The following is a 19,622-nucleotide window of genomic DNA, read 5'->3' on the forward strand; positions in this document are numbered from 1 at the left end:
ACCCTATGGAAGCAGGCACACGTTCTACCGTGCGCCTGCTTCCGCACCGTGCGCCACAGCGGGCGCGGGCCTACACGGCGCCGGTTTCCGCCAGACGAGGCTCGGCGGCGTCCGGACCGTCGGCGTCGGGCCGGGTCACCTCTTCCAGCAGCTCGAGCACGTGGCGATATTCCTTGCCGGTGGCCCGGGTCAGCCCGAGCTCACAGGTGCGGTTGCACGACACGAACGCCGTGGCGTCCATCGTCGCGACATCGGCCGCCTGCGCCTGGGTGGCGGACTCTGTCAGCTCGGGATGCAGCATGCCACGGTCCCCGGCGAACCCACAGCAGCCCCAGTTCTCCGGAACCTGCACCGTCTCGGCCACCCCACCCGCGAGGGTCTGCAGATTGTCGTTGATGCCCATCCGGGTGGAGGAACACGTGGGGTGCAGCGCGAGCGATTCGATTTTCCGATACTCGGGCAGTGACGGCAGGATGCGTTCGGCCGTGAACTGCACGGCGTCGACCACCCGCAGGGGCGGCTCGTTCAGGTCACCCTCGATCGTCTGCCGCAGCCCCTCGGTGCAGGAGGAGGCATCGCAGATGATGGCCAGCTCGCCGTTCCGGGTCGCCGTGCGCAGCGCCGCGAGGGTTTTGGCCCGCATGGCCTCTTCGCCGGCCTTCAGCCCCTTCGACGACCACGGCGTGCCGCAGCAGAGCCCGTCGATGCCGTCGGGAACCACCAAGGTGATGCCGGCGCGGTCGCAGAGCTGCTCGAAGCTGACCTGCACCCCCGGAGTGCCGGCGGTGGCCGGACCGAACATGGTCTGCACGCAGGCCGGAAAGTAAACGGCCTCCGGGGCCAGGGCCGGAGCCGGGCGGGAGCGGCTGCCGCCACCACCGGGCAGCTCGCTCGAGTAGAGCGGCAGCGTGTCGGTGCCGAGCACGGCTCGGCCGAGCTTGTTGGGTACCATCAGCACCGGGGCCGGGATCTTGCGCACCACGGTGAGGGCCAGCCCGGCGCCGCGGGTGACCGCACCCCAGTTCTTGGCCGCGGTGTTCCAGACGCCGTTGATCAGCGGCCCGGTCTCGCCGCGCCGGATCTGCTTCATCATGGTGCCGGTGTTGATGTTGACCGGGCAGGCGGTCTGGCACATGCCGTCGACCGCGCAGGTCTCCACGCCGTCGTAGACGAAGTCCTTCTCCAACTCGGCGGCCAGAGCCAGGTCGCCGCCCCGGCGGGCCTGTTCGATGGCGCGCAGGGTGACGATGCGCTGGCGGGGGGTCAGGGTCAGGTCCCGGCTGGGGCAGACGGGTTCGCAGTAACCGCAGGAGACGCAGCTGTCGACCACCTCGGCGACGGGCGGCACCAGCTTGATGTCACGCAGGTGCACCTCAGGGTCGTCATTCATCAGCACTCCGGGGTTGAGCATCCCGGCGGGGTCGAACAAAGTCTTGATCTTCCGCATGACGTCGTAGAGCTCGTCGCCGTACTGGCGCCGCACATAGGGAGCCATCACCCGGCCGGTTCCGTGCTCGGCCTTGAGCGAGCCGCCCTCGCCGAGCACCAGGTCCACCATGTCCTCGGTGAAGGCGCTGTAGCGTTCTAGCTCGGTCGTGCCGGTGAACCCGTCGGTGAGCATGAAGTGGATGTTGCCGTCTTTGGCATGGCCGAAGATCACACTATTGCGATAGCTGTACTTGTCGAACAACCGGATCAGCTCCACGCAGGTGCGACCCAGAGCGGCCACCGGCACGACAACGTCCTCGAGCAGCGCCGTGGTGCCCTGCGGACGGGCGCCGGCGACGGATGCGTAGAGTCCCTTCCGCAGGTGCCACAGCTGAGCGCGGGTCGCGGAATCCGCACTGAACTCGACCGGAGCGCTGAGCCCGAGCCCCGGCATAATGCCCATGCCCGCGTGCTGCAGCTCCGCCAGCCGTTCCGGGTTGTCCGTCTGGTACTCCATCAGGAGGGCGGCGTGGTCCCGCACCACGAGGTCGCGCACGACCGGCGGAACATCGTCCAGGCCCTGACCGACCTTGAGCGACAGGGCGTCCATCAGCTCGAGGGTGGCCGCACCGGTTCCCACCAAGGCGGGCAGGGCCGCGTTGGCGGTTTCCAGGTCGGGGAAGACCAGCAGGCCGGTGACGGTATGAGTCGGCCGCGGGACGGTACGGAAGACCGCCTCCGCGACGAACCCGAGGGTGCCCTCGCTGCCCACGATCAGGTGAGCCAGGATGTCCACGGGCCGGTCGAAGTCCAGCAGGGAGTTCAGGCCGTACCCCATGGTGTTCTTCATCGAGAACTGGTGCCGGATGGTCGCCACGGAGGAAGGGTTCCCCTGCACCCGCTTCGCCAGCCGCAGCAGACCCTCGTGTAGCTCGGGTTCGAGGGTGCGGAGGCGCGCGTCGGCATCCGTCGCCCCGGTGTCGACGACGGTGCCGCTGGGCAGCACCACCGTGACCGATTCCAGGGTCTGGTAGGCGTTGTCGACGGTGCCGCACGCCATTCCGGAGGAGTTGTTGGCCACGACTCCGCCGATGGTGCAGGCGGATTCGCTCGCCGGGTCCGGGCCGAATTTGCGGCCGTACTTCGCCAGGCGGGCGTTCAGGGCACGCACGGTGACGCCGGGCTGGACCCGCACCCGGGCGCCGTTGTCCTGCACCTCGATCTGCTTGAAGTTGCGGCGCACATCCACGAGCACGCCGTCGGTGAGTGCCTGGCCGCTCAGGCTGGTGCCGCCGGAGCGGAGCGTGAGCGGCACACCCTGCGCCCGGCTGGCGCGCAGCAGCTTGCCGACCTCGCCGGCGTTGGCGGCCACGACGACGGCCTGCGGTACCAGCAGAAAATGCGAGGCGTCGTGGGCGTTGGCGTGCAGGTCGATCGCCCGGGTCTTGACCTGGGCCGGGTCTGACACCGCGGCGCGGAGGGCACCCAGCGTCCCGGCGGATGCAGGCGCAGCTGCGGGACCGGAGAACGCCTGGGCGGGGGTGACCGCCGTGCCGCGGCGGGCCATTACGGCACCATCCAGCCGAGGACCGGAGTGGACTGCAGCACGATCAAAACCGTGATCAGCACGAGCAGCCCCAGGCTCCAGCCGACCAACTTGCGGAAGAGCAGGGCCTCCGCTCCCACCAATCCGACGGCGGCGGCGGCCACGGCCAGGTTCTGCAGCGAGAGCATCTTGCCCAGCACACCGGCCGATGAGTTGGCGGCGGCCATCAGCACCGGCGAGAGGCCGGTCGAGTTGGCGGCGGTGACCTGCAGCTGCCCGAAGAGCGCGTTGGACGAGGTGTCGGAGCCGGTCAAGGCCACGCCGATCCATCCGATCAGAGGAGAGATCACGGCGAAGAACGCGCCGGCGGTGGCGAGGTAGGCACCGAGGGAGGCGGTCTGGCCGGACAGGTTCATCACGAACGAGAGTGCCAGCACGGCGGTGACGGTGACGATGGTCCAGCGCAGTTGCACGAGGGTGTCCCCGTAGATTTTGAGGCCCTGGCGGAACGAGATCTTGTAGAGCGCCATGGTGATCAGACCGGAGAAGAGCAGCAGGGTGCCGGTGGCTTTGAGGTGGTCGAGCTTGAAGGTCGTGGCCGGAACCGGGTCGCCGGCCGCGTCGGTCACGTCGAGTCCGGGCCAGGCGAAGGTGACGCTGCCCACGGTACCGAGCCAGGCCTTGACGGCCGGGATCTGCGCGATCGAGAAAATGCCCATGATGATCAGGTACGGGGCGATGGCCTTCCACACCTGACGGGGTTCCGGGCGGGTGGTGTCGGTCAGGTCGGGGCTGTCGGCGGAGCGTCGCGCCGACTTGAGGGCGGTGGTGGGCGTGCTGCGCATGGCGGATGCGGGTACTGCCGAACCCACGGCCGTGCTCACCAGGTTCTCGGCACCGGCCAGGTCGACGTCGTCATTGAGGCCCATGGCCTCGGACGGCTGCCAAAAACGCAGCATGACCAGAACGGCGGCAACGGTGGCGACGGCGGCCACGACATCCGTCAGTTCGACGGCGAAGAAGTTGGCGGTGACGAACTGCGACAGCGCGAAGACGAGACCGGCGACCACGGCCACTGGCCAGGTCTGCTTCACGCCGCGCTTGCCGTCGACGATAAAGACGAGGATCAGCGGCACGATCACGGCGATGAACGGCGTCTGGCGGCCGGCCATCGAGGCGAGGTCCTGGATCGGCAGGCCGGTGACGCCGTTGAGGGCGATGATCGGGGCGGCCATGGCGCCGAATGCCACCGGGGCCGTGTTGGCCAGCAGTGACACCATGGCGGATTTGAGCGGCTTCATACCCGCGGCCATCAGCATGGCGGCGGAGATGGCGACCGGGGCGCCGAATCCGGCGAGCGACTCGAGCAGGGCACCGAAGCAGAATGCGATCAGGATGGCCAGGATGCGAAGGTCGTTGGAGATGGAACGGATGGTGCGGCCCAGCACCTCGAACCAGGGGGTGGCCACGGTGAGCTTGTAGATCCACAGCGCGTTGACCAGGATCCAGAGGATCGGGAAGAGGCCGTAGAAGACGCCCGCCGCCGTGGCGCTCAGCGCCTGGCCGACGGGCATCTGCCAGCCGATGACGGCGAGCACGACCGAGAGGAGCAGGCTGGCCAGAGCCGCCTGATGCGCCTTCACCCGGAACACGCCGAGAAGGACGAACAGGAGAATCAGCGGCAATGCGGCGCAGATGGCCGACAGGACGAGGGATCCGAGAATCGGATCGAGTATCTGTTGAAAGATTGGGTCTCCACACTGAGGTCGTGGTCACGCCGTCGTGACACTTCAATGATTGTCTAGCAAGTATGCAAGTAAGTCAATGTAAACTGTCTTTTTGTCTGTCAAGATGAGATCACACCTTAGAAAGGCAGGCCCCGTGACAGCGCGCGTAACGGCAACGTCGATTGTGGATGCCATCGCGAACGACCTGCGAACCCGAATCCTTGAAGGCGAATTGACTTCCGCCGCGGCCCTGACCGAGACCGATATGGCCGCGAGCTACGACGTCGCCCGCCCCACGGCAAAGGCGGCGATCGAGAAACTCGTCGCTGAGGGACTGCTGGTGCGCGGGGCGCACAAGAGCGCCCGCGTCGCCGAGCTCGGACCGGACTCCGTGCGCGACATCTACCAGGCCCGCGCCTACCTCGAAAGCGAGGTGCTGCGCCGCCTGGCCCTCACCCGCACCGTCCCCGAAGGGGCCGTGCAGGCCAACCTCGACATCGCGGCCGTGGCTGGCGGCTCCGCCCTCGACGTCGTGGAACCCGATATGCGTTTCCACACCAGTCTGATCGACGCCGTCGGCAACGAGCGGATCAGCAGGATGTACCGTTCTCTGGTCAGCGAGGTACGCCTGTGCATGGTGCGGGTGCAGTCGCTGAACCTGCTCGACACCGCGTTGATCCAGGCCGAACACCAGCGCCTGCTCGAGCTGATCGGGGAGGGCGACGGCCCCGCGGCCGCCGAGTTGCTCGACGAACACCTCGCCCGTGCCCGTGAACGCCTCGCGGCGGCAATCGGCGGCGAAGCCGGCCCGGAGGCACACCTCCCGTCATCCCTGCACCGGGGCTGAGTCCCCGGGAGACGCCATGGGCTATTTTCTCGCACCATCCACCCGGGTTGCCCTGTCGCACCTGGTGACCCTCGACACGGCCCCGGGGTCGGCGCCGCTCGAGCGGTTGGGGGCCATCCGTTCCCTGCTTTTCGAGCTCGACGCCGACCCGGCCACTTTGGTCGGTGTGCGCGACGCCCTCAGCGGGGGAGCGGGCTGGGACGAGATCGCCGACGCCGCCGGTTTGAAACCGGCTGCGGCGAAGTGGCGCTGGAGTGGCACCGATGCGGAGATCGCCGCCCGGCAGGCGGCCGGACGCAAGCGGTCCGCACGCCCCAGCGCCGTGCCCACCGATCTGCCCGGGCTGTCCGTGTCCGAGGCAGCTGCGCAGCTGGGGGTCACCGCGCAGGCGATCTACCTGAAGCTGAGCCGTGGCAAGCTGGCCGGCCGAACGGTCGAACTCCCCGACGGGCGCAGCTACAAACGGGTCTTCCTCAACGAAGACCCGGATGCCCGCCTTGACCGCGCCGAATCGGCAGCAGACAATGACCCCACCGCCTATTCCCCCGATGCACTCTGACGACGGAGCCCTCACCATGACTGATTTCTCCTCGACCAGCACGCCCACCCGGTCGATGCCCCTGTCCGATCAGACCGAGACGCTCGAGCCCCTGGAAGAGCCTCAGGCGCCCGAGGCCCAGCCCGCGCCCAGGCGCGTCGCGCACCTCACGATCACGTCCGGCCAGCGCACCGCGCTAGTCGTCCTGGTCGGAATCATAGCCCTCGCCGTGGCCTTCATCGTGATGCTTTTGGTGGGGGTGTCGAGCGAGAGCATCAACGCCCTGGCCGTATTCGCCACGCCCATCGCCTCGATGGTGGCCGCCTATTACGGCATCACCCTGAGCATCCAGCAGGTGCGCAGCGAACGCGCCGAGAAGGAGAAGGCTATCGCCCGAGCGGATGCCGCCACCGCCGCCAGCCGCGAGACCGAGGTCTGGGCCGCCCAGCTGGAATCCGGCCTGCGCGTCGCGATGGCCCAGCTCGCCGCCGCGCGTATCGGCACCGAGGCGGTCGAGAAGGCTGCCGGCACCCCCGACGGCTTCTTCTGACCGGGGTTCGATCACTCGAAGCCGCCCAGTTTCGGCTAGCCGGCCTCCTTCTCGGCGGTGCCGTTCCGCACGCGCACGATGGTCCCCCAGCAGGCGACGGTCGTCAGTATGAGCGCTCCCAGCGCTCCTAACGCGAGCGGCGAGAGGGCGAAGGCGAGGGGCAGCGCCAGAAGCAGCAGTGCGATTCCCGTGACATGGGAGATCAGCACCTCCCGGGCCACGACGAATCGGAACAGCGCCAGCCCCAGCAGGTACAGCAGAGGCCCGCCGGTGATGGCGACGGCCGTCGAAAAAATGACCGGGTCATCCGGATGCGCCAGGATCTCCTTAACGCCGACCGAGCTCAGAACAATGCCGGCGATGAGCATCGCATGTACATAGGTATACGCGAGCCGGGCGAGCCGGCCGGGGTCGGCGGCATCGGCGAGGGCTTTGCTGCCCGCGTACTCGCTGTGGTCGAAGTACAGCCACCACATGGCCGCTCCACTCACGAAGGCCAGCAGCAGGCCGAGCACACCCGGCACCGACACGTCCTGATCGACGAAGGCGAAGCCCGTCACCAGAAATGATTCGCCGAGTGCGATGATGACGAACAGGGCGCTGCGCTCCGCGATGTGCGGACCGGAGAGCTCGCCGTCGCCGGGAGTGGCCCGGCCGAGGCCCGGCACCGGGAAACCGAGCTTCGCGGAAACGAACTCGATCCCGAGTGCGGTGGCCCAGAGCAGCAACCGGTAGTCGGCCGGGAGCAGGCCGCCGAGAATCCAGAAGAGCCCGGCCACGGCGAGCCAGAGAAAGATCCGCACGAAGGCGCGGAAGAGGGCGCGATCGTGGAGCGCGAGGGCGAGCGCCATGAAGGCCGTTCGGCCCAGCTGCAGGGTGACGTAGGCCACGGCGAAGAGGAATCCCCGGTCGCCGAATGATTCGTAGATCGAGACGCTCACCACCAGCCCGACCAGGGAGAGGCCGATCACGACCCCGCGCACAGGCAGGCGGGCCGGATCGAGCAGGTTGGTCACCCAGGTGGTGTGCACCCAGATCCACCACAGGGCGAGCACCAGGATGACGGACTCGGCGGCTCCCTGCCAGGACTGGTTCTCGTAGAGATGGCGCGACAGCTGGGTCAACGCGAACACAAAGATCAGGTCGAAGAACAGCTCGATGTAGGTGACCCGATCCGCCAGGTCGGGCCGATCCGGGCGCATCAGATTGAGCCGGAGGCCAAAACGGCCGGCGGGGCGGCGACCGGTGCCGGGAGCGGAGGGGACGGTGCTGGGCGTTGCGTTCACGCACCCAGTCTGCCTCAGTCCGGCAGATGTGGGGGAGGCGGCATGGCGGCCTCCCGTGTTGCCCTGATGGGACTTTCTATGACATTCTTTTACAAAACGAACGGTCAGTTAGTAAACACGGCGATCAAAGGTGATGAAGCCATGCCCGAAGCATTCCTCGTTGATGGTGTTCGAACTCCTATCGGCCGATACGGCGGGGTGCTGGCCGGCATCCGCCCCGACGACCTGGCCGCCATCGTGCTTGCCTCGGTCGTGTCCCGGTCCGGGCTGGATCCCACCCTCCTTGACGAGGTCGTCCTCGGCGCCGCCAACCAGGCCGGCGAGGACAACCGCAACGTCGCCCGGATGGCCGTGCTCCTGGCCGGTCTCCCCGACAACGTGCCGGGGATCACGGTCAACCGGCTCTGCGCATCCGGCCTGTCCGCCGTGCACCTGGCCGCCAACATGATCAAGGCCGGCGAAGCAGACCTCGTGATCGCCGGCGGCGTCGAATCGATGACCCGCGCACCCTGGGTTCTCGCCAAGCCGGAGAAGGCGTTCGCCAAGCCGGGCGAGATCGTCGACACCTCGATTGGCTGGCGCTTCACGAACCCGCGCCTGCAAGCGCGCGACAAGGCCACCTTCTCCATGTCGGAGACGGCGGAGGAGGTCGCCGCCCTCGACGGCATCAGCCGGGCGGATGCCGACACGTTCGCCCTCCGCTCGCACCGGCTGGCACTCGAGGCGCAACGTGACGGCATCTTCACGCCCGAGATCGTGGGTGTCCCCACCCGCGCCGGACTGATCGAGATCGACGAGGGCCCCCGAGCCGACACCACGCTCGAACGCCTCGCCGGGCTGCGCTCGGTCGTGCGGACGGGCGGCATCGTCACGGCCGGCAACGCCAGCTCCCTCAACGACGGGGCCTCCGCCATCGTTGTGGCGAGCGAGGCGGCCATCGAGCGTCTGGGGCTGACGCCCCGCGCCCGGGTGGTAGGCGGAGCCAGCGCCGGCGTCGCCCCGGAGACCATGGGCCTCGGCCCGGTCCCCGCCACCCAGAAGCTGCTGCACCGCCTGGGACTGACCATCGGCGACGTCGACGCCGTCGAACTCAATGAGGCGTTCGCGACCCAGTCTCTGGCCTGCATCCGCCGGCTCGGCCTCGACCCGGAAATCGTCAACCGGCACGGCGGCGCCATCGCCCTCGGGCACCCGCTCGGGTCGTCCGGGTCCCGTATCCTGATCACCCTGCTGGGGCGCATGGAGCGCGAGGGTGCCCACCGCGGCGTGGCCACCATGTGCGTGGGCGTCGGGCAAGGTTCCTCGCTGCTGGTGGAGCGCGTCTAGATGTCGCGCGAGTTCACGACGATGCTGGTCGAGGAGCGGCCCGACCGGGTGCACGTACAGCTTGACCGACCGGCCGTGCGCAACGCCATCGACCAGACCATGATCGACGAGCTGCACCTGGTCTGCGCCGACCTCGAGCAGGAACCCCGCATCCTGATCCTCTCCGGCACCAACGGCGTCTTCGCCTCCGGGGCCGACATCGCCCAGTTGCGGGAACGCCGGGCAGAAGACGCCCTGAACGGGATCAACTCGACCCTGTTCGGCCGGATCGCCCGCCTGCCAATGCCCGTGATCGCCGCCATCGACGGCTGGGCGCTCGGCGGCGGGGCCGAGCTGGCCTACGCCGCCGACTTCCGGATCGCCTCCACGACCGCCCGGCTCGGCAATCCGGAGACGGCCCTCGGCATCATCCCGGCGGCTGGAGCGCTGTGGCGGCTGGCCGCGCTGGTCGGCGAACCCGTGGCCAAGGAGATCATCCTGGCCGGGCGCATCCTGAACGCTTCCGAGGCGCTGGCGGTGCACCTGGTCACCGAGGTGCACGAGTCGAACGCCCTGCTCGCGGCAGCGCACGCACTGGCCGACCGAATCGCCAAGCAGGACCCGCTGGCCACCCAGCTGGCCAAGGAGGTCTTCCATGTTCCCGCCGCGGAGCATCCGCTGGCCGACAACGAGGCCCAGGCGCGCCTGTTCGAGTCCGACCAGAAATTCACCCGAATGACCGCATTCCTGGAGAGGAAGAAGCGATGACGCCCAGCACCGTGTCCACACAGGCCCGAGCCGCTCAGTCCGTGCCCGTGCCGCACCAGGTCGGCGTGCTCGGCGGAGGCCGCATGGGCGCCGGCATTGCGCACGCGTTCCTGATGGCCGGGGCCCATGTCACCGTGGTGGAGCAGGGAGACGACGCGGCTGCCGCCGCCCGCGACCGGGTCCTGACCGCCGTCGACAAATCCCTCAGCCGCGGTAGCGTGACCGCGAGCAGCGCCGAGCTCGTCGATCGGCTGACCGTGACAACGGATGCCGCCGCGTTCGCCGGCTCCGGCCTCGTCGTCGAGGCCGTTCCCGAGGTCGTGGCTCTGAAGACGCAGGCGCTCCGCCTGGTGGAGGCGCACCTCGCCCCCACCGCCTGGCTGGCGTCCAACACCTCCTCGCTGTCGATCACCGATCTGGCCGAGGCGCTGGACCGCCCGGACCGGTTCATCGGACTGCACTTCTTCAACCCGGTGCCGGTCTCGACCCTGATCGAGGTTGTCACAGGGGAGCGCACCGACCCGGAGCTCGCCCGGCTCGCCCAGGCCTGGGTGTCCGCGCTCGGGAAGACGCCGATCCTGGTGCGGGACTCGCCCGGCTTCGCCAGCTCCCGCCTCGGCGTCGCGATCGCGCTTGAGGCGATCCGCATGGTCGAGGAGGGTGTGGCCAGCCCCGAGGCCATCGACACGGCCATGGTTCTCGGCTACAAGCATCCGGTCGGGCCTCTCCGCACGACCGACATCGTCGGCCTCGACGTTCGCCTCGGCATCGCCGAACACCTGCACGACACCCTCGGCGACCGGTTTGCCCCGCCGCAACTGCTGCGTGACCTTGTCGCACGCGGTGACCTCGGACGCAAAAGCGGCCGCGGCTTCTTCGATTGGAAGGACGCATCATGACACTCCTCAGCAATGGCACAAGCACTGACACCGGCCCTGACACGAGCTCTGACACGGTCGTTCCCAGCTACGTTCTCGACTCCTGGTGGACCCCGGACACCGACGTGGTCGCCCAGCGTGTCCTCGACGCGAGCACCGGGGCCGAGGTCGCCCGGGTCAGCAGCGACGGGCTCGACCTGGCCGCCGTGGTCGAACACGCCCGCACGGTCGGCCAGGCCTCGCTCGGGGAACTGACCTTCCACCAGCGCGCCATCCTGCTCAAGAAGCTGGGACAGTACCTGGGCGGGGTCAAGGAGGAGCTCTACGCGCTCTCCGCCCGCACCGGCGCCACCCGCTACGACTCGATGGTCGACATCGACGGCGGCATCGGAGTGCTGTTCACGCTGTCCTCCAAGGGCCGGCGCGAGATGCCCAACAGTCAGGTCTACATCGACGGCGACGTCGAGGCGCTCTCCCGCGACGGCTCCTTCAGCGGTCAGCACATCTACACCCGCATTCCCGGAGTCGCCTGCCAGATCAACGCCTTCAACTTCCCGGTCTGGGGCATGCTTGAGAAGCTGGCCCCGGCGTTCATCGCCGGCGTGCCGACGATCGTCAAGCCCGCGACGCCCACCGGGTACCTGACCGAGGCGGTCGTGCGTCACATCCTGGCGTCCGGCATCCTGCCCCTGGGCGCCCTGCAGCTGATCTCCGGCAGTGCCCGCGACCTGATCGACCACCTCGACTACCGCGATCTGGTGGCGTTCACCGGGTCGGCCGGCACCGCCCGCTCCCTCAAGGCGCACCCGAACGTGGTCGAGGGCGGCGTGCGCTTCACCAGCGAGACCGACTCGCTCAACGCCGCGATCCTGGGTCCGGACGCCGCGGCCGGCACGGCCGAGTTCGACGCCTACGTCGCCTCTGTCGTGACCGAGATGACCAGCAAGGCCGGTCAGAAGTGCACCAGCATCCGCCGGCTGATCGTGCCGGCGGGCCGCCGCGACCAGGTCGTCGCGGCCGTCTCCGAACGGATGGCCCGCCGCGTCACCCTCGGCGACCCGCGCGCCGAGGGGGTCACCATGGGGCCCCTCGCCAGCACCGGGCAGCGCGACGAGGTTCTCGCCAGCGTCGCCCGCCTGATCGACGGCGGCGGACGCATCGTGATGGGCTCGGTGGACGCCCCGACCGGAACCGACCCGGGCGGCGCCTTCGTCGCCCCCATCCTGCTGGCCTTCCATGACCCGGAGAGCCCGGCCGTGCACGAGATCGAAGCCTTCGGCCCGGTGGCCTCCATCATCGAGTACACCGACCTGGACCACGCCATCGCGCTGGCCGCGCGCGGCGGCGGCTCACTGGTGACGACCGTGGCCACTCACCACCCCGATATCGCGCGCACGCTCGTGCTCGGGATCGCAGCGCACCACGGCCGGGTGCTGATGCTCGACCGGGTCGACGCGCGCAGCAGCACGGGCCACGGATCGCCCGTTCCGCACCTCGTGCACGGCGGACCCGGGCGGGCCGGCGGCAGTGAGGAGCTCGGCGGCATCCGTTCGGTGCTGCACCACATGCAGCGCACGGCCATCCAGGGCTCGCCCGACATGCTGACCGCCATCACGGGGGAGTGGCACGCCGGTGCCGCGGTACGAACGGGCATCCACCCGTTCCGAAAGTCCCTGGCCGAGTTGCGGGTCGGCGACCAGACCCAGGGCGGACCGCGCGTGGTCACTCTGGCCGACATCACGGCGTTCGCCGAGGCCACCGGCGACAAGTTCTACGCGCACACGGACCCCGAGGCGGCGGCGGCGAACCCGTTCTTCCCCGGGATCGTCGCGCACGGCTACCTGCTGGTGTCCTGGGCGGCCGGGTTGTTCGTGGATGCGGCCCCCGGGCCGGTGCTCGCGAACTCCGGGCTGGAGAAGCTGCGGTTCGTCACCCCGGTGTCGCCCGGCGACAGCATCCGGGTCACCCTGACGGCCAAGCGGATCACCCCGCGCGAGACCGACGAGTACGGCGAGGTCTGCTGGGACGCCGTGCTGCACAACCAGAACGATGAGGTCGTCGCCACCTACGACGTTCTCACTCTGGTCGCCAAGGAGTAACCCCCCAGCACCAGCTGAGAGTGCCACAGGCAGAGCGCCAGATCGGGTGTCCAACGAGTTCGACGGAGATTTTAAGGAATGAGCCGGTTTCCGGGCTGTTCTGATACATCTTCGTTAAAATCTCCGGCGATTTGGTTCGCACTGCGGGGGGCGTGCCGGGGCGCGTGCCGGGTGCCCGGTTCGCTCAAGCGCGGCAGCGGTCCGAGGCGCGTGGGGGCTAACTCAGGAGATCCGTCCGGCCTGGCCGGGCATCCGCACCTGTGCCGCACTGGTCCATGGCGGCCGGGCATTCAGGGCGACGGATGTCCTGAGTTGGCCACACGCGCGAGCCGGCACCCCGACCTGACACCGGTCCAACGGCCCGACGGATGACCCGATCCGGGTGGTGCCAGGGGGCGCACCTCGTTCCACTATCGGTTGTTGCAAGCTGGGCGCACACAGTGAGAGATCGGTGAGTCCAGACGACACCGACACGGGCTCAGCCCCGGAAATGGAGTGCCTCATGGCTCAAGGAGAAGACCCGGTGATGGAGACCCTGGACGATATCAACGCCGTGTCCCTGTCCCGCACCGACCTGGACAGTCGGTCGCTGATGTTCGTGCGCATCGCGGCTCTCGCAGCGGTCGAGGCCCCGATGATGTCCTATCTGCTGCACATCGGGCCCGCGGGGGAAGCGGGTCTGACCGTGGACGACGTCGAGAATGTGCTCGTTGCCGTGGCGCCGATCATCGGCACCGCCCGCACCGCGGCCGCCGTGGGGAAGATCGCCGAGGCCCTGGGTCTGGCGATCCAGCTGACCTCGGAAGACACCGAGTAGAACCAGAACCAGACCGGTCCAGGGTGTCCGGCCCGTCAAGTCACCGGGGGAGCGGGCCGGATGCTTACAGTCACCGAAAGGAGAGAGTCCCCATGACGACATCGGTCCGCAAGCAGAAGACCGCCGCCCTGATCGGCCGTCTCGCCGCGGCCGTTCTTCTCACCGGGTGCACCGAGTCAGAGCCGACCGCGTCACCCACGCCATCCGCCACCGCCACATCCTCGGAGACTCCCACCGGCACGTCGCCCCCCGGGGAACAGACCATCTGGGCCGGTCACGTGTGCTCGTCGACGGCCACCCTGAAGACCGATGTGCAGGGCCTGGTGTCGTCTGCCGCCGCAGGCGGGGACGATGTCTCGGCCCGGCTGAACACCCAGATGACGACGATCATAGAGTCGGTGGCCACCCTCGCGGACACGATCAGGACCGTGCCGAGGGGCAGCGAAGACGATCCCGAGGTGGCCGCCGTCAGGCAATCCTCGGATGCCCTCAGCACGTCGATCTCCGGCCTCGAGTCGAGCGTGGCCTCGGTCGAGGGCGCAACCGGCACAGCCCTGGTCGCGGCCCTCGGTTCGGTCGCCGGCGACGCCGGCGCCTCCCTGACGGCACTCGCCTCCACGGTGGCGGCGATCGCCGCGGCCGCCGCCGACCGCACCAGCACGATCGGGCAGGCCTTCGACGCCGCGCCGGAGTGCACTGCCCTGACCTGGTAGGCCTGCGGGGGACCCGGGCATGACACCGGGCATGACACCATGACTGAGTGACTATCTCGACAGATCCGGCGCTGGTGCCCGAATTACTGGTGCGGGACATCGACGTCAGCATCTGGTTCTGGTGCGAATTGTGTGGATTCACGACGAGCTACGACCGCCCGGACGACGGCTTCGCGTACATCACGCGGGGAACCGCGCACGTGATGCTGGAACAGGCAGGCTTCGGCAGGAACTGGATCACGGGTCCACTTGAGGCACCGCACGGGCGCGGAGTGAACTTCCAGGTGGCCGTGCCCGACGTCGATCCGATTCTCTCGGCATTGCGAGGGGCCGGCGTCACACTGTTCATGGAAACCGAGACGAAGTGGTACCGCGTCGACGACGAGGAAGCCGGCGTACGCCAGTTCCTGGTCAGCGATCCGGACGGCTATCTGATTCGATTCCAGAGCCCACTCGGTCGGCGGCCGGTCGCTCCATAGAGACGCCTCTGTCGAATTCGTTCGGGACCTGGAGGAACTGCCGGGATTCGGGTTGCACGGTGTGGCGCTCCCCGCGCTTCGGCGGAACGTAGCTGCAGGTGTCGCCGGCGCACATCTGCGGCTTCTGCTTCGCGAAGGCCCGCTGCAACTCGCAGCCGAGGCAGATGCTGAACGCGGTCTCCAGGAACAGAAGCGACAGGCAGAGGCTGCAAAGCGCGAGGGTAACGCCGTTGCTGACGTTCAGGAATCCCATCACTCCGCAGGAGATGAAAGCCATGCCCAGGCCGATCGACCAGGCCAGCTTCTTCTGTGCTGCACCCACCCATTCGGGTCGTTGAGCTCGCACCAGAAGCGAACCAATGATGAGGCTCGGCGTGTACTTGGTACCGATGAAGAGGCGGAAGGTCATATCGAACATGAAGATCGCGCCGAACATGCGCAGCGGTTGATACTCGCCGTTGAGTGCGGCGATCATGAACGCAATGATGCCGCCGAGGAACAGAAGGCCGGCGGATGCCCGGACCGCTCGTTCGTTCACCACGTGACTGTCGATCCCGTCGACGAACTCGCCGATGACCGGCTGTTCCTGGGGCGTCATGATGTCGCCTTCACCGCGGTGGCCTCGGCCTCGACCTGCCGGGCAGCGGTGTCGTCGGTGATCCGTCGTGAGAACTCGCCGAACGCGGCCACCCTCCCCTCCTGGAACTTGGCGGCGGGGTACGAGCGACCGTCCTTTGCGAGGGCGCACGAGGTCGTGCCGCCCAGCAACAGCGACCACTCGTGGGCCGCGTGGGTTCGGACGCTCAGAATGTCCGACCTGGTGAGACTAGGGGTCGCGTCAGCTGCCATTGCGGCAAGTGCAGCGATCGGCCTCCGCCATTCCGTAGAGTGCGTCCTCGATGTGCTGGCCGCAGCCATCCCAGGTCGCCTTTTTGCAGTTGGAACACGTGATCTGATAACACATGGTGGAATCCTCTTTCTATGTCTGTGGCAACGAGGGTAACATACCCCCTGGGGTATTGTTTACGACAAAAAAAGGTGGGCAGAAATTCTCTGCCCACCTTTTGACCTGAGGTGTCTTATTTGGCGGTGACCGTGATAAGAGGGCTTCCGACCTCTACCTGGCCAGACGCTGCCTGGTCGACCGATCCGAACTTCTTGGGGTTCGTCACGAGCACCGGGGTGACCAGCGAGTAGCCGGCATCCTCGATCACCTTGCGGTCGAAGGTCACCAGCGGCGTGCCTGCCTCGACGCGGTCGCCCGCGGCCACCTTGACCTCGAAGCCCTTGCCGCCAAGGTTCACGGTGTCGATACCCACGTGAATGAGCATTTCAACGCCGCTGTCGAGTCGCAGTCCGAAGGCGTGACCGGTCGCCTGAGCGACGAGAACCTTGCCTGCTCCAGGGGCGTACACGGTGTCCTCGGTCGGATCGATTCCCACGCCAAGACCGACGATTCCCTTACTGAACACAGGATCCGGCACGTCCGTCAACGGAACGACGATACCGGCGATGGGCGAACCGATCGTGGCCAGGACCGTGGCGGTAGCGGTAGCGGTAGCGGTAGCGGTAGCGGTGGCGGTCCCGGTGCCTGTTCCTGAGCCTGACGCACCGGCAACAACGGGGGCTGCGATGTCAGAGTCGGTTGAGGCATCGTCGCTCGCTACGGTTTCCGCCGCCAGAGCCTCGGCGAATTCCGCCTTCTGCTCCGGCGTCTTATAGCCGGAGAGGATCACGAGGACCATCGCGGTGAAGAACGACGCGGTAATCGCGCCCGCGTACAGGGGAATGTTGTCGAACGCGGGGATGGTCAACAGCGAGGTGAAGACGAACGCGCTGGTCTTCACGCCGCCGCCGAGGCCGAGGATGACGCCGCCCACGAGGCAGCCCACGAGCATCCGTGGGTAGATGCGCTTGAACCGAAGGTGGATGCCATAGAGCGAGGGTTCAGAAATACCACCCAGCAGGCCGGCCGCGAGCGCGCCCGTTGCGGTCTGCTTCATCTGACGGTCCTTTTCGCGGATGGACAGGAACAGCACGCCGGCAGTTGCACCGAAGCACGCGAAGTTCCATGCACCCATGGGGCCCTGGATGAAGTCATAGCCGAGGGACTGGATGTTGAGCAGCATAATTGCGTTCAGCGGCCAGTGCAGGCCGAGCGGAACCATGAACGGGTAGGCCAGTGGGATGACGACCGCGAAGATGAACGGCGAGAAGTCGTTGATCGACTTGAGGAAGTTACCGAGTGCGGCGCCGCCGTACACGCCCATGGGGCCGATCAGGAAGGCGGTCAGCGGGATCATGATGAGCATGCAGAGGAACGGCACGAAGATCAGCTGAACGCTGGACGGAATGATCTTCTTCAGATACTTGGTCAGCAACCCGAGAACGACCGCCATGATCAGCGGCGGGAACACCTGCGAGCTGTAGTCGGTGACGGTCAGAGGCAGTCCGAAGATCTGCACGACTGCAGCCTTGCCGCCGAAGACGGTCTCTGCTCCGTCGGTGAGTCCCAGCGCGTTGAAGCCGGGGAGCATGACGACGGCCATGATGCCGAAGCCGACCCAGGGGTCAGCGCCGAGCCGCTTGGAGGCGTTGTAGGCGACCATCAGCGGAAGGAAGACGAAAACGCCCTGCCACATCAGGTTGATGAACGCCCAGGACGGGTCGAGGGTGACGCCTGGTGCGTTCCACGACGGGATGACCCCGAGGGTTGCCATCAGAGCCATGAACGTGATGAACAGGGATGCGCCGAGCAGCGCACCCAGGATCGGGCGGAAGGAGTCGGACAGGATCTCGAAGAACGTGTCCAGCCCGGAGAACTTTCCGCGCGGGCCCTTCGCGCGTTCCGCGGTCTTCACATTGGCGATGGTATCGCCGGTGCCGTGGTCGCCCGCATGCTTCTTCATTGCGGGAAGCGCCATAATGTCGTTGTATACGGTATCTACGGCTCCGCCGACGACGATCTGGTAGCGATCGCCGGCCTGCGGAACAGCGCCGAGAACCAGCGGCAACGCTTCGACGGCCGCTTGGTCAATCCCCGATGCATCCTTCAGCGTGAAACGTAGCCGGGTGGCACAGTGGGTGAGGCCGACGACGTTTTCGGCCCCTCCGATACTTTCAATAATGTCTGCAGCGGGTTTCGATGCCACCTTGGACTCCTTCTGGTGTTGATGCGGAATATAATGATTCCGCTTGTTACGGCTCAGCGCGAACCACGCTGGCTGGCTGAAGACCGTAATGGTCTCCACGCATCGTTAGCAACGATAACGGTTTTTTGCACACGCTTAAGCATAAGGACAACGCCGGCCGTGCGCGGAAGGAATTATGCCGTCGCGACTCGGCGATGAATCGGCACCATCGCGGGATGGGGAATCACAAAACACATCCGTCGTCGCGAGCAGTCTGAGCCGGGTTTTTGGGGCTTGAAGTCGTTACTGCACCAATATCGCTGGTCGTGATCCTGGCCCAAGGTGCGCGGAGGCCTCCGACGGCGCACCTAGGTTGGTCTCATGTCCAAACCGATTGAAGACCTGTGGCCACCCTTCGGGCTGAAAATTACCTGCGGACCTGTGACTCTGTCTCCTGTTCGCGACGCCGACCTACCCGAACTCGCTGCGCTCGCTGCGGCAGGTATTCACGCGCCGACGGAGATGCCGTTCTTCTTCCCGTGGACCGTAGGCTCCCCGGGCGAGATCCGGTTGCGGCTCATGCAATACCACTGGGCACAACGAGCCGAGATGTCGCCGGCGGCCTGGTCGCTCGAGACCACGGTTCGCGTCGACGGTGAGATCGTCGGTTGCCAGAGTATCTCGACCGGGGACTACCTCGTCACGAGAACGGGGGAGACGGGCTCCTGGCTCGGCATGAAGCACCACGGCCGCGGGATCGGTACGCTCATGCGTCAGGCTCTCTGCGCGTTCATGTTCGATCACCTGGACGCCGCCGAGGTCACCTCAGCGGCATTCGTTGACAATCCCGCGTCTCTCGCGGTGTCGAGAAAGGTCGGGTACCGGGAGAACGGAATCGGTCGCTTGAAGAGGCGCGACGGCGAGATGGCCTTGAACCAGAAACTGGTCCTGACTGCCGCCACCCTGAACCGCGCCGAGCCCGAACTGAAAGTCGAGGGCGCACTGCCGCTCCGGGACTTCCTCGGCCTGAATGGTCGCGATCAATGATCACGGCCTGATCGGGTTATCCACAGGGTGCCTGTGGGTGGGCGGATGCCGCGGGCAATGTCGGTGGGTGCCCGTCGCGGCGGCGCGGCTGCCGGGGTCCCGGTGGGATGCGGCCGAGGTCGCGGAGCGGGGGTTCGTCAGCGAGCTGGCCTGCACGATCTGGGTGCCGCGCCGCACGGCCGAGAACCTGATCGCGAAGAGCCGGGCCCTGGCCGGCGAGCTCCCGGCCACCCGGGCCGCCCTCGAGGCGGGCGAGATCAGTTTCCAGCACGCGATGGTGGTGGTCAATCAGGTCTGGTCGGTTCCCGTCGAGGCCAGGCCGGCGTTCGAGGCGGAGGTGATGCTCGCGGCGTTGAGCCTGCAGGGGCTGGGGGAGGAACGCACCCTGACGCAGCTCACGGCGGATGTGTTCGCCGACATCATCCTCGACGGGGTCACCCCGTCCGGCCTCGGCACGGGCATC

At 67.4% G+C, this 19,622-nt stretch carries 17 protein-coding genes and 1 pseudogene; 12 read left to right on the forward strand and 6 right to left on the reverse strand.

The window, feature by feature from the left end:
- Positions 1-70 precede the first annotated feature (70 nt).
- Together E3O18_RS11425 and E3O18_RS11430 are read right to left on the reverse strand one after the other, a co-directional pair.
- Positions 71-2,995 (reverse strand): FAD-binding and (Fe-S)-binding domain-containing protein, encoded by a 2,925-nt coding sequence (locus tag E3O18_RS11425; RefSeq protein ID WP_134393890.1) that lies wholly within the window; start codon positions 2,993-2,995, stop codon positions 71-73.
- Positions 2,995-4,722 carry an L-lactate permease gene (locus tag E3O18_RS11430; RefSeq protein WP_134393889.1) on the reverse strand — a complete coding sequence of 576 codons (1,728 nt, stop codon included), beginning with the start codon at positions 4,720-4,722 and terminating at the stop codon, positions 2,995-2,997. The genes E3O18_RS11425 and E3O18_RS11430 overlap by 1 nt, the downstream gene beginning before the upstream one ends.
- Before the next feature lie 133 nt (positions 4,723-4,855).
- Here E3O18_RS11430 and E3O18_RS11435 point away from each other — a divergent pair, with 133 nt between their 5' ends.
- Genes E3O18_RS11435 through E3O18_RS11445 form a run of 3 tightly spaced genes read left to right on the forward strand, consistent with a single transcriptional unit; the run spans position 4,856 to position 6,636 of the window.
- Positions 4,856-5,548, forward strand: a complete 693-nt coding sequence (locus tag E3O18_RS11435) for a GntR family transcriptional regulator (RefSeq protein WP_134393888.1) — start codon at positions 4,856-4,858, stop codon at positions 5,546-5,548.
- 16 nt (positions 5,549-5,564) lie between these two features.
- A complete protein-coding gene (locus E3O18_RS11440; protein ID WP_134393887.1) occupies positions 5,565-6,107 on the forward strand; it encodes a hypothetical protein in 543 nt (180 codons plus the stop codon).
- Between the two features lie 16 nt (positions 6,108-6,123).
- Entirely contained in the window at positions 6,124-6,636 is a 513-nt protein-coding gene (locus E3O18_RS11445) for a hypothetical protein (protein WP_134393886.1), read from the forward strand.
- Between the two features lie 35 nt (positions 6,637-6,671).
- Here E3O18_RS11445 and E3O18_RS11450 read toward each other — a convergent pair whose 3' ends face one another.
- The gene (locus tag E3O18_RS11450; RefSeq protein ID WP_134393885.1) at positions 6,672-7,922 is read right to left on the reverse strand and encodes a low temperature requirement protein A; all 1,251 of its coding nucleotides are present in this window, start codon (positions 7,920-7,922) and stop codon (positions 6,672-6,674) included.
- 141 nt (positions 7,923-8,063) lie between these two features.
- On the opposite strand from E3O18_RS11450, the gene E3O18_RS11455 reads away from it, so the two are divergent.
- The 7 genes from E3O18_RS11455 to E3O18_RS11485 all read left to right on the forward strand — a co-directional run bounded on the left by E3O18_RS11455 (position 8,064) and on the right by E3O18_RS11485 (position 14,981).
- On the forward strand, positions 8,064-9,248 hold the full coding sequence (locus E3O18_RS11455; RefSeq protein WP_134393884.1) for an acetyl-CoA C-acyltransferase: 1,185 nt from the start codon (positions 8,064-8,066) through the stop codon (positions 9,246-9,248).
- On the forward strand, positions 9,249-9,995 hold the full coding sequence (locus E3O18_RS11460; protein ID WP_134418123.1) for an enoyl-CoA hydratase/isomerase family protein: 747 nt from the start codon (positions 9,249-9,251) through the stop codon (positions 9,993-9,995).
- Positions 9,992-10,894: a 3-hydroxyacyl-CoA dehydrogenase family protein gene (locus E3O18_RS11465; protein ID WP_134393882.1), complete on the forward strand. Its 903-nt coding sequence runs from the start codon at positions 9,992-9,994 to the stop codon at positions 10,892-10,894. The genes E3O18_RS11460 and E3O18_RS11465 overlap by 4 nt, the downstream gene beginning before the upstream one ends.
- Complete coding sequence (gene paaZ, locus E3O18_RS11470) at positions 10,891-12,972, forward strand: phenylacetic acid degradation bifunctional protein PaaZ (protein WP_134418124.1); 2,082 nt, start codon at positions 10,891-10,893, stop codon at positions 12,970-12,972. The genes E3O18_RS11465 and paaZ overlap by 4 nt, the downstream gene beginning before the upstream one ends.
- A 502-nt stretch (positions 12,973-13,474) precedes the next feature.
- Positions 13,475-13,789, forward strand: coding sequence for a carboxymuconolactone decarboxylase (locus E3O18_RS11475; protein ID WP_134393880.1), 315 nt, complete (start codon positions 13,475-13,477; stop codon positions 13,787-13,789).
- A gap of 92 nt (positions 13,790-13,881) precedes the next feature.
- A complete protein-coding gene (locus tag E3O18_RS11480) occupies positions 13,882-14,502 on the forward strand; it encodes a hypothetical protein (protein WP_134418125.1) in 621 nt (206 codons plus the stop codon).
- A gap of 47 nt (positions 14,503-14,549) precedes the next feature.
- A complete protein-coding gene (locus E3O18_RS11485; protein ID WP_198410919.1) occupies positions 14,550-14,981 on the forward strand; it encodes a VOC family protein in 432 nt (143 codons plus the stop codon).
- Here E3O18_RS11485 and E3O18_RS11490 read toward each other — a convergent pair.
- The 3 genes from E3O18_RS11490 to E3O18_RS11500 all read right to left on the reverse strand — a co-directional run bounded on the left by E3O18_RS11490 (position 14,914) and on the right by E3O18_RS11500 (position 18,133).
- Positions 14,914-15,579, reverse strand: coding sequence for a DUF4395 domain-containing protein (locus E3O18_RS11490; protein WP_134399200.1), 666 nt, complete (start codon positions 15,577-15,579; stop codon positions 14,914-14,916). The two genes, E3O18_RS11485 and E3O18_RS11490, sit on opposite strands and share 68 nt — an antisense overlap.
- A complete protein-coding gene (locus E3O18_RS11495; RefSeq protein WP_134418127.1) occupies positions 15,576-15,830 on the reverse strand; it encodes a hypothetical protein in 255 nt (84 codons plus the stop codon). Before E3O18_RS11495 ends, E3O18_RS11490 begins: the two co-directional genes overlap by 4 nt.
- Before the next feature lie 230 nt (positions 15,831-16,060).
- Positions 16,061-18,133 (reverse strand): glucose PTS transporter subunit IIA, encoded by a 2,073-nt coding sequence (locus E3O18_RS11500; protein WP_134418128.1) that lies wholly within the window; start codon positions 18,131-18,133, stop codon positions 16,061-16,063.
- A gap of 360 nt (positions 18,134-18,493) precedes the next feature.
- On the opposite strand from E3O18_RS11500, the gene E3O18_RS11505 reads away from it, so the two are divergent.
- On the forward strand, positions 18,494-19,159 hold the full coding sequence (locus E3O18_RS11505; RefSeq protein ID WP_134393875.1) for a GNAT family N-acetyltransferase: 666 nt from the start codon (positions 18,494-18,496) through the stop codon (positions 19,157-19,159).
- A 67-nt stretch (positions 19,160-19,226) separates the two neighbouring features.
- Positions 19,227-19,622 (forward strand): annotated as a pseudogene (locus tag E3O18_RS11510) (hypothetical protein); the annotation flags it as partial.

It is taken from the genome of Cryobacterium sp. TMT2-42-4 (assembly GCF_004402645.1).
In the GTDB taxonomy this organism is placed as follows: domain Bacteria; phylum Actinomycetota; class Actinomycetes; order Actinomycetales; family Microbacteriaceae; genus Cryobacterium; species Cryobacterium sandaracinum.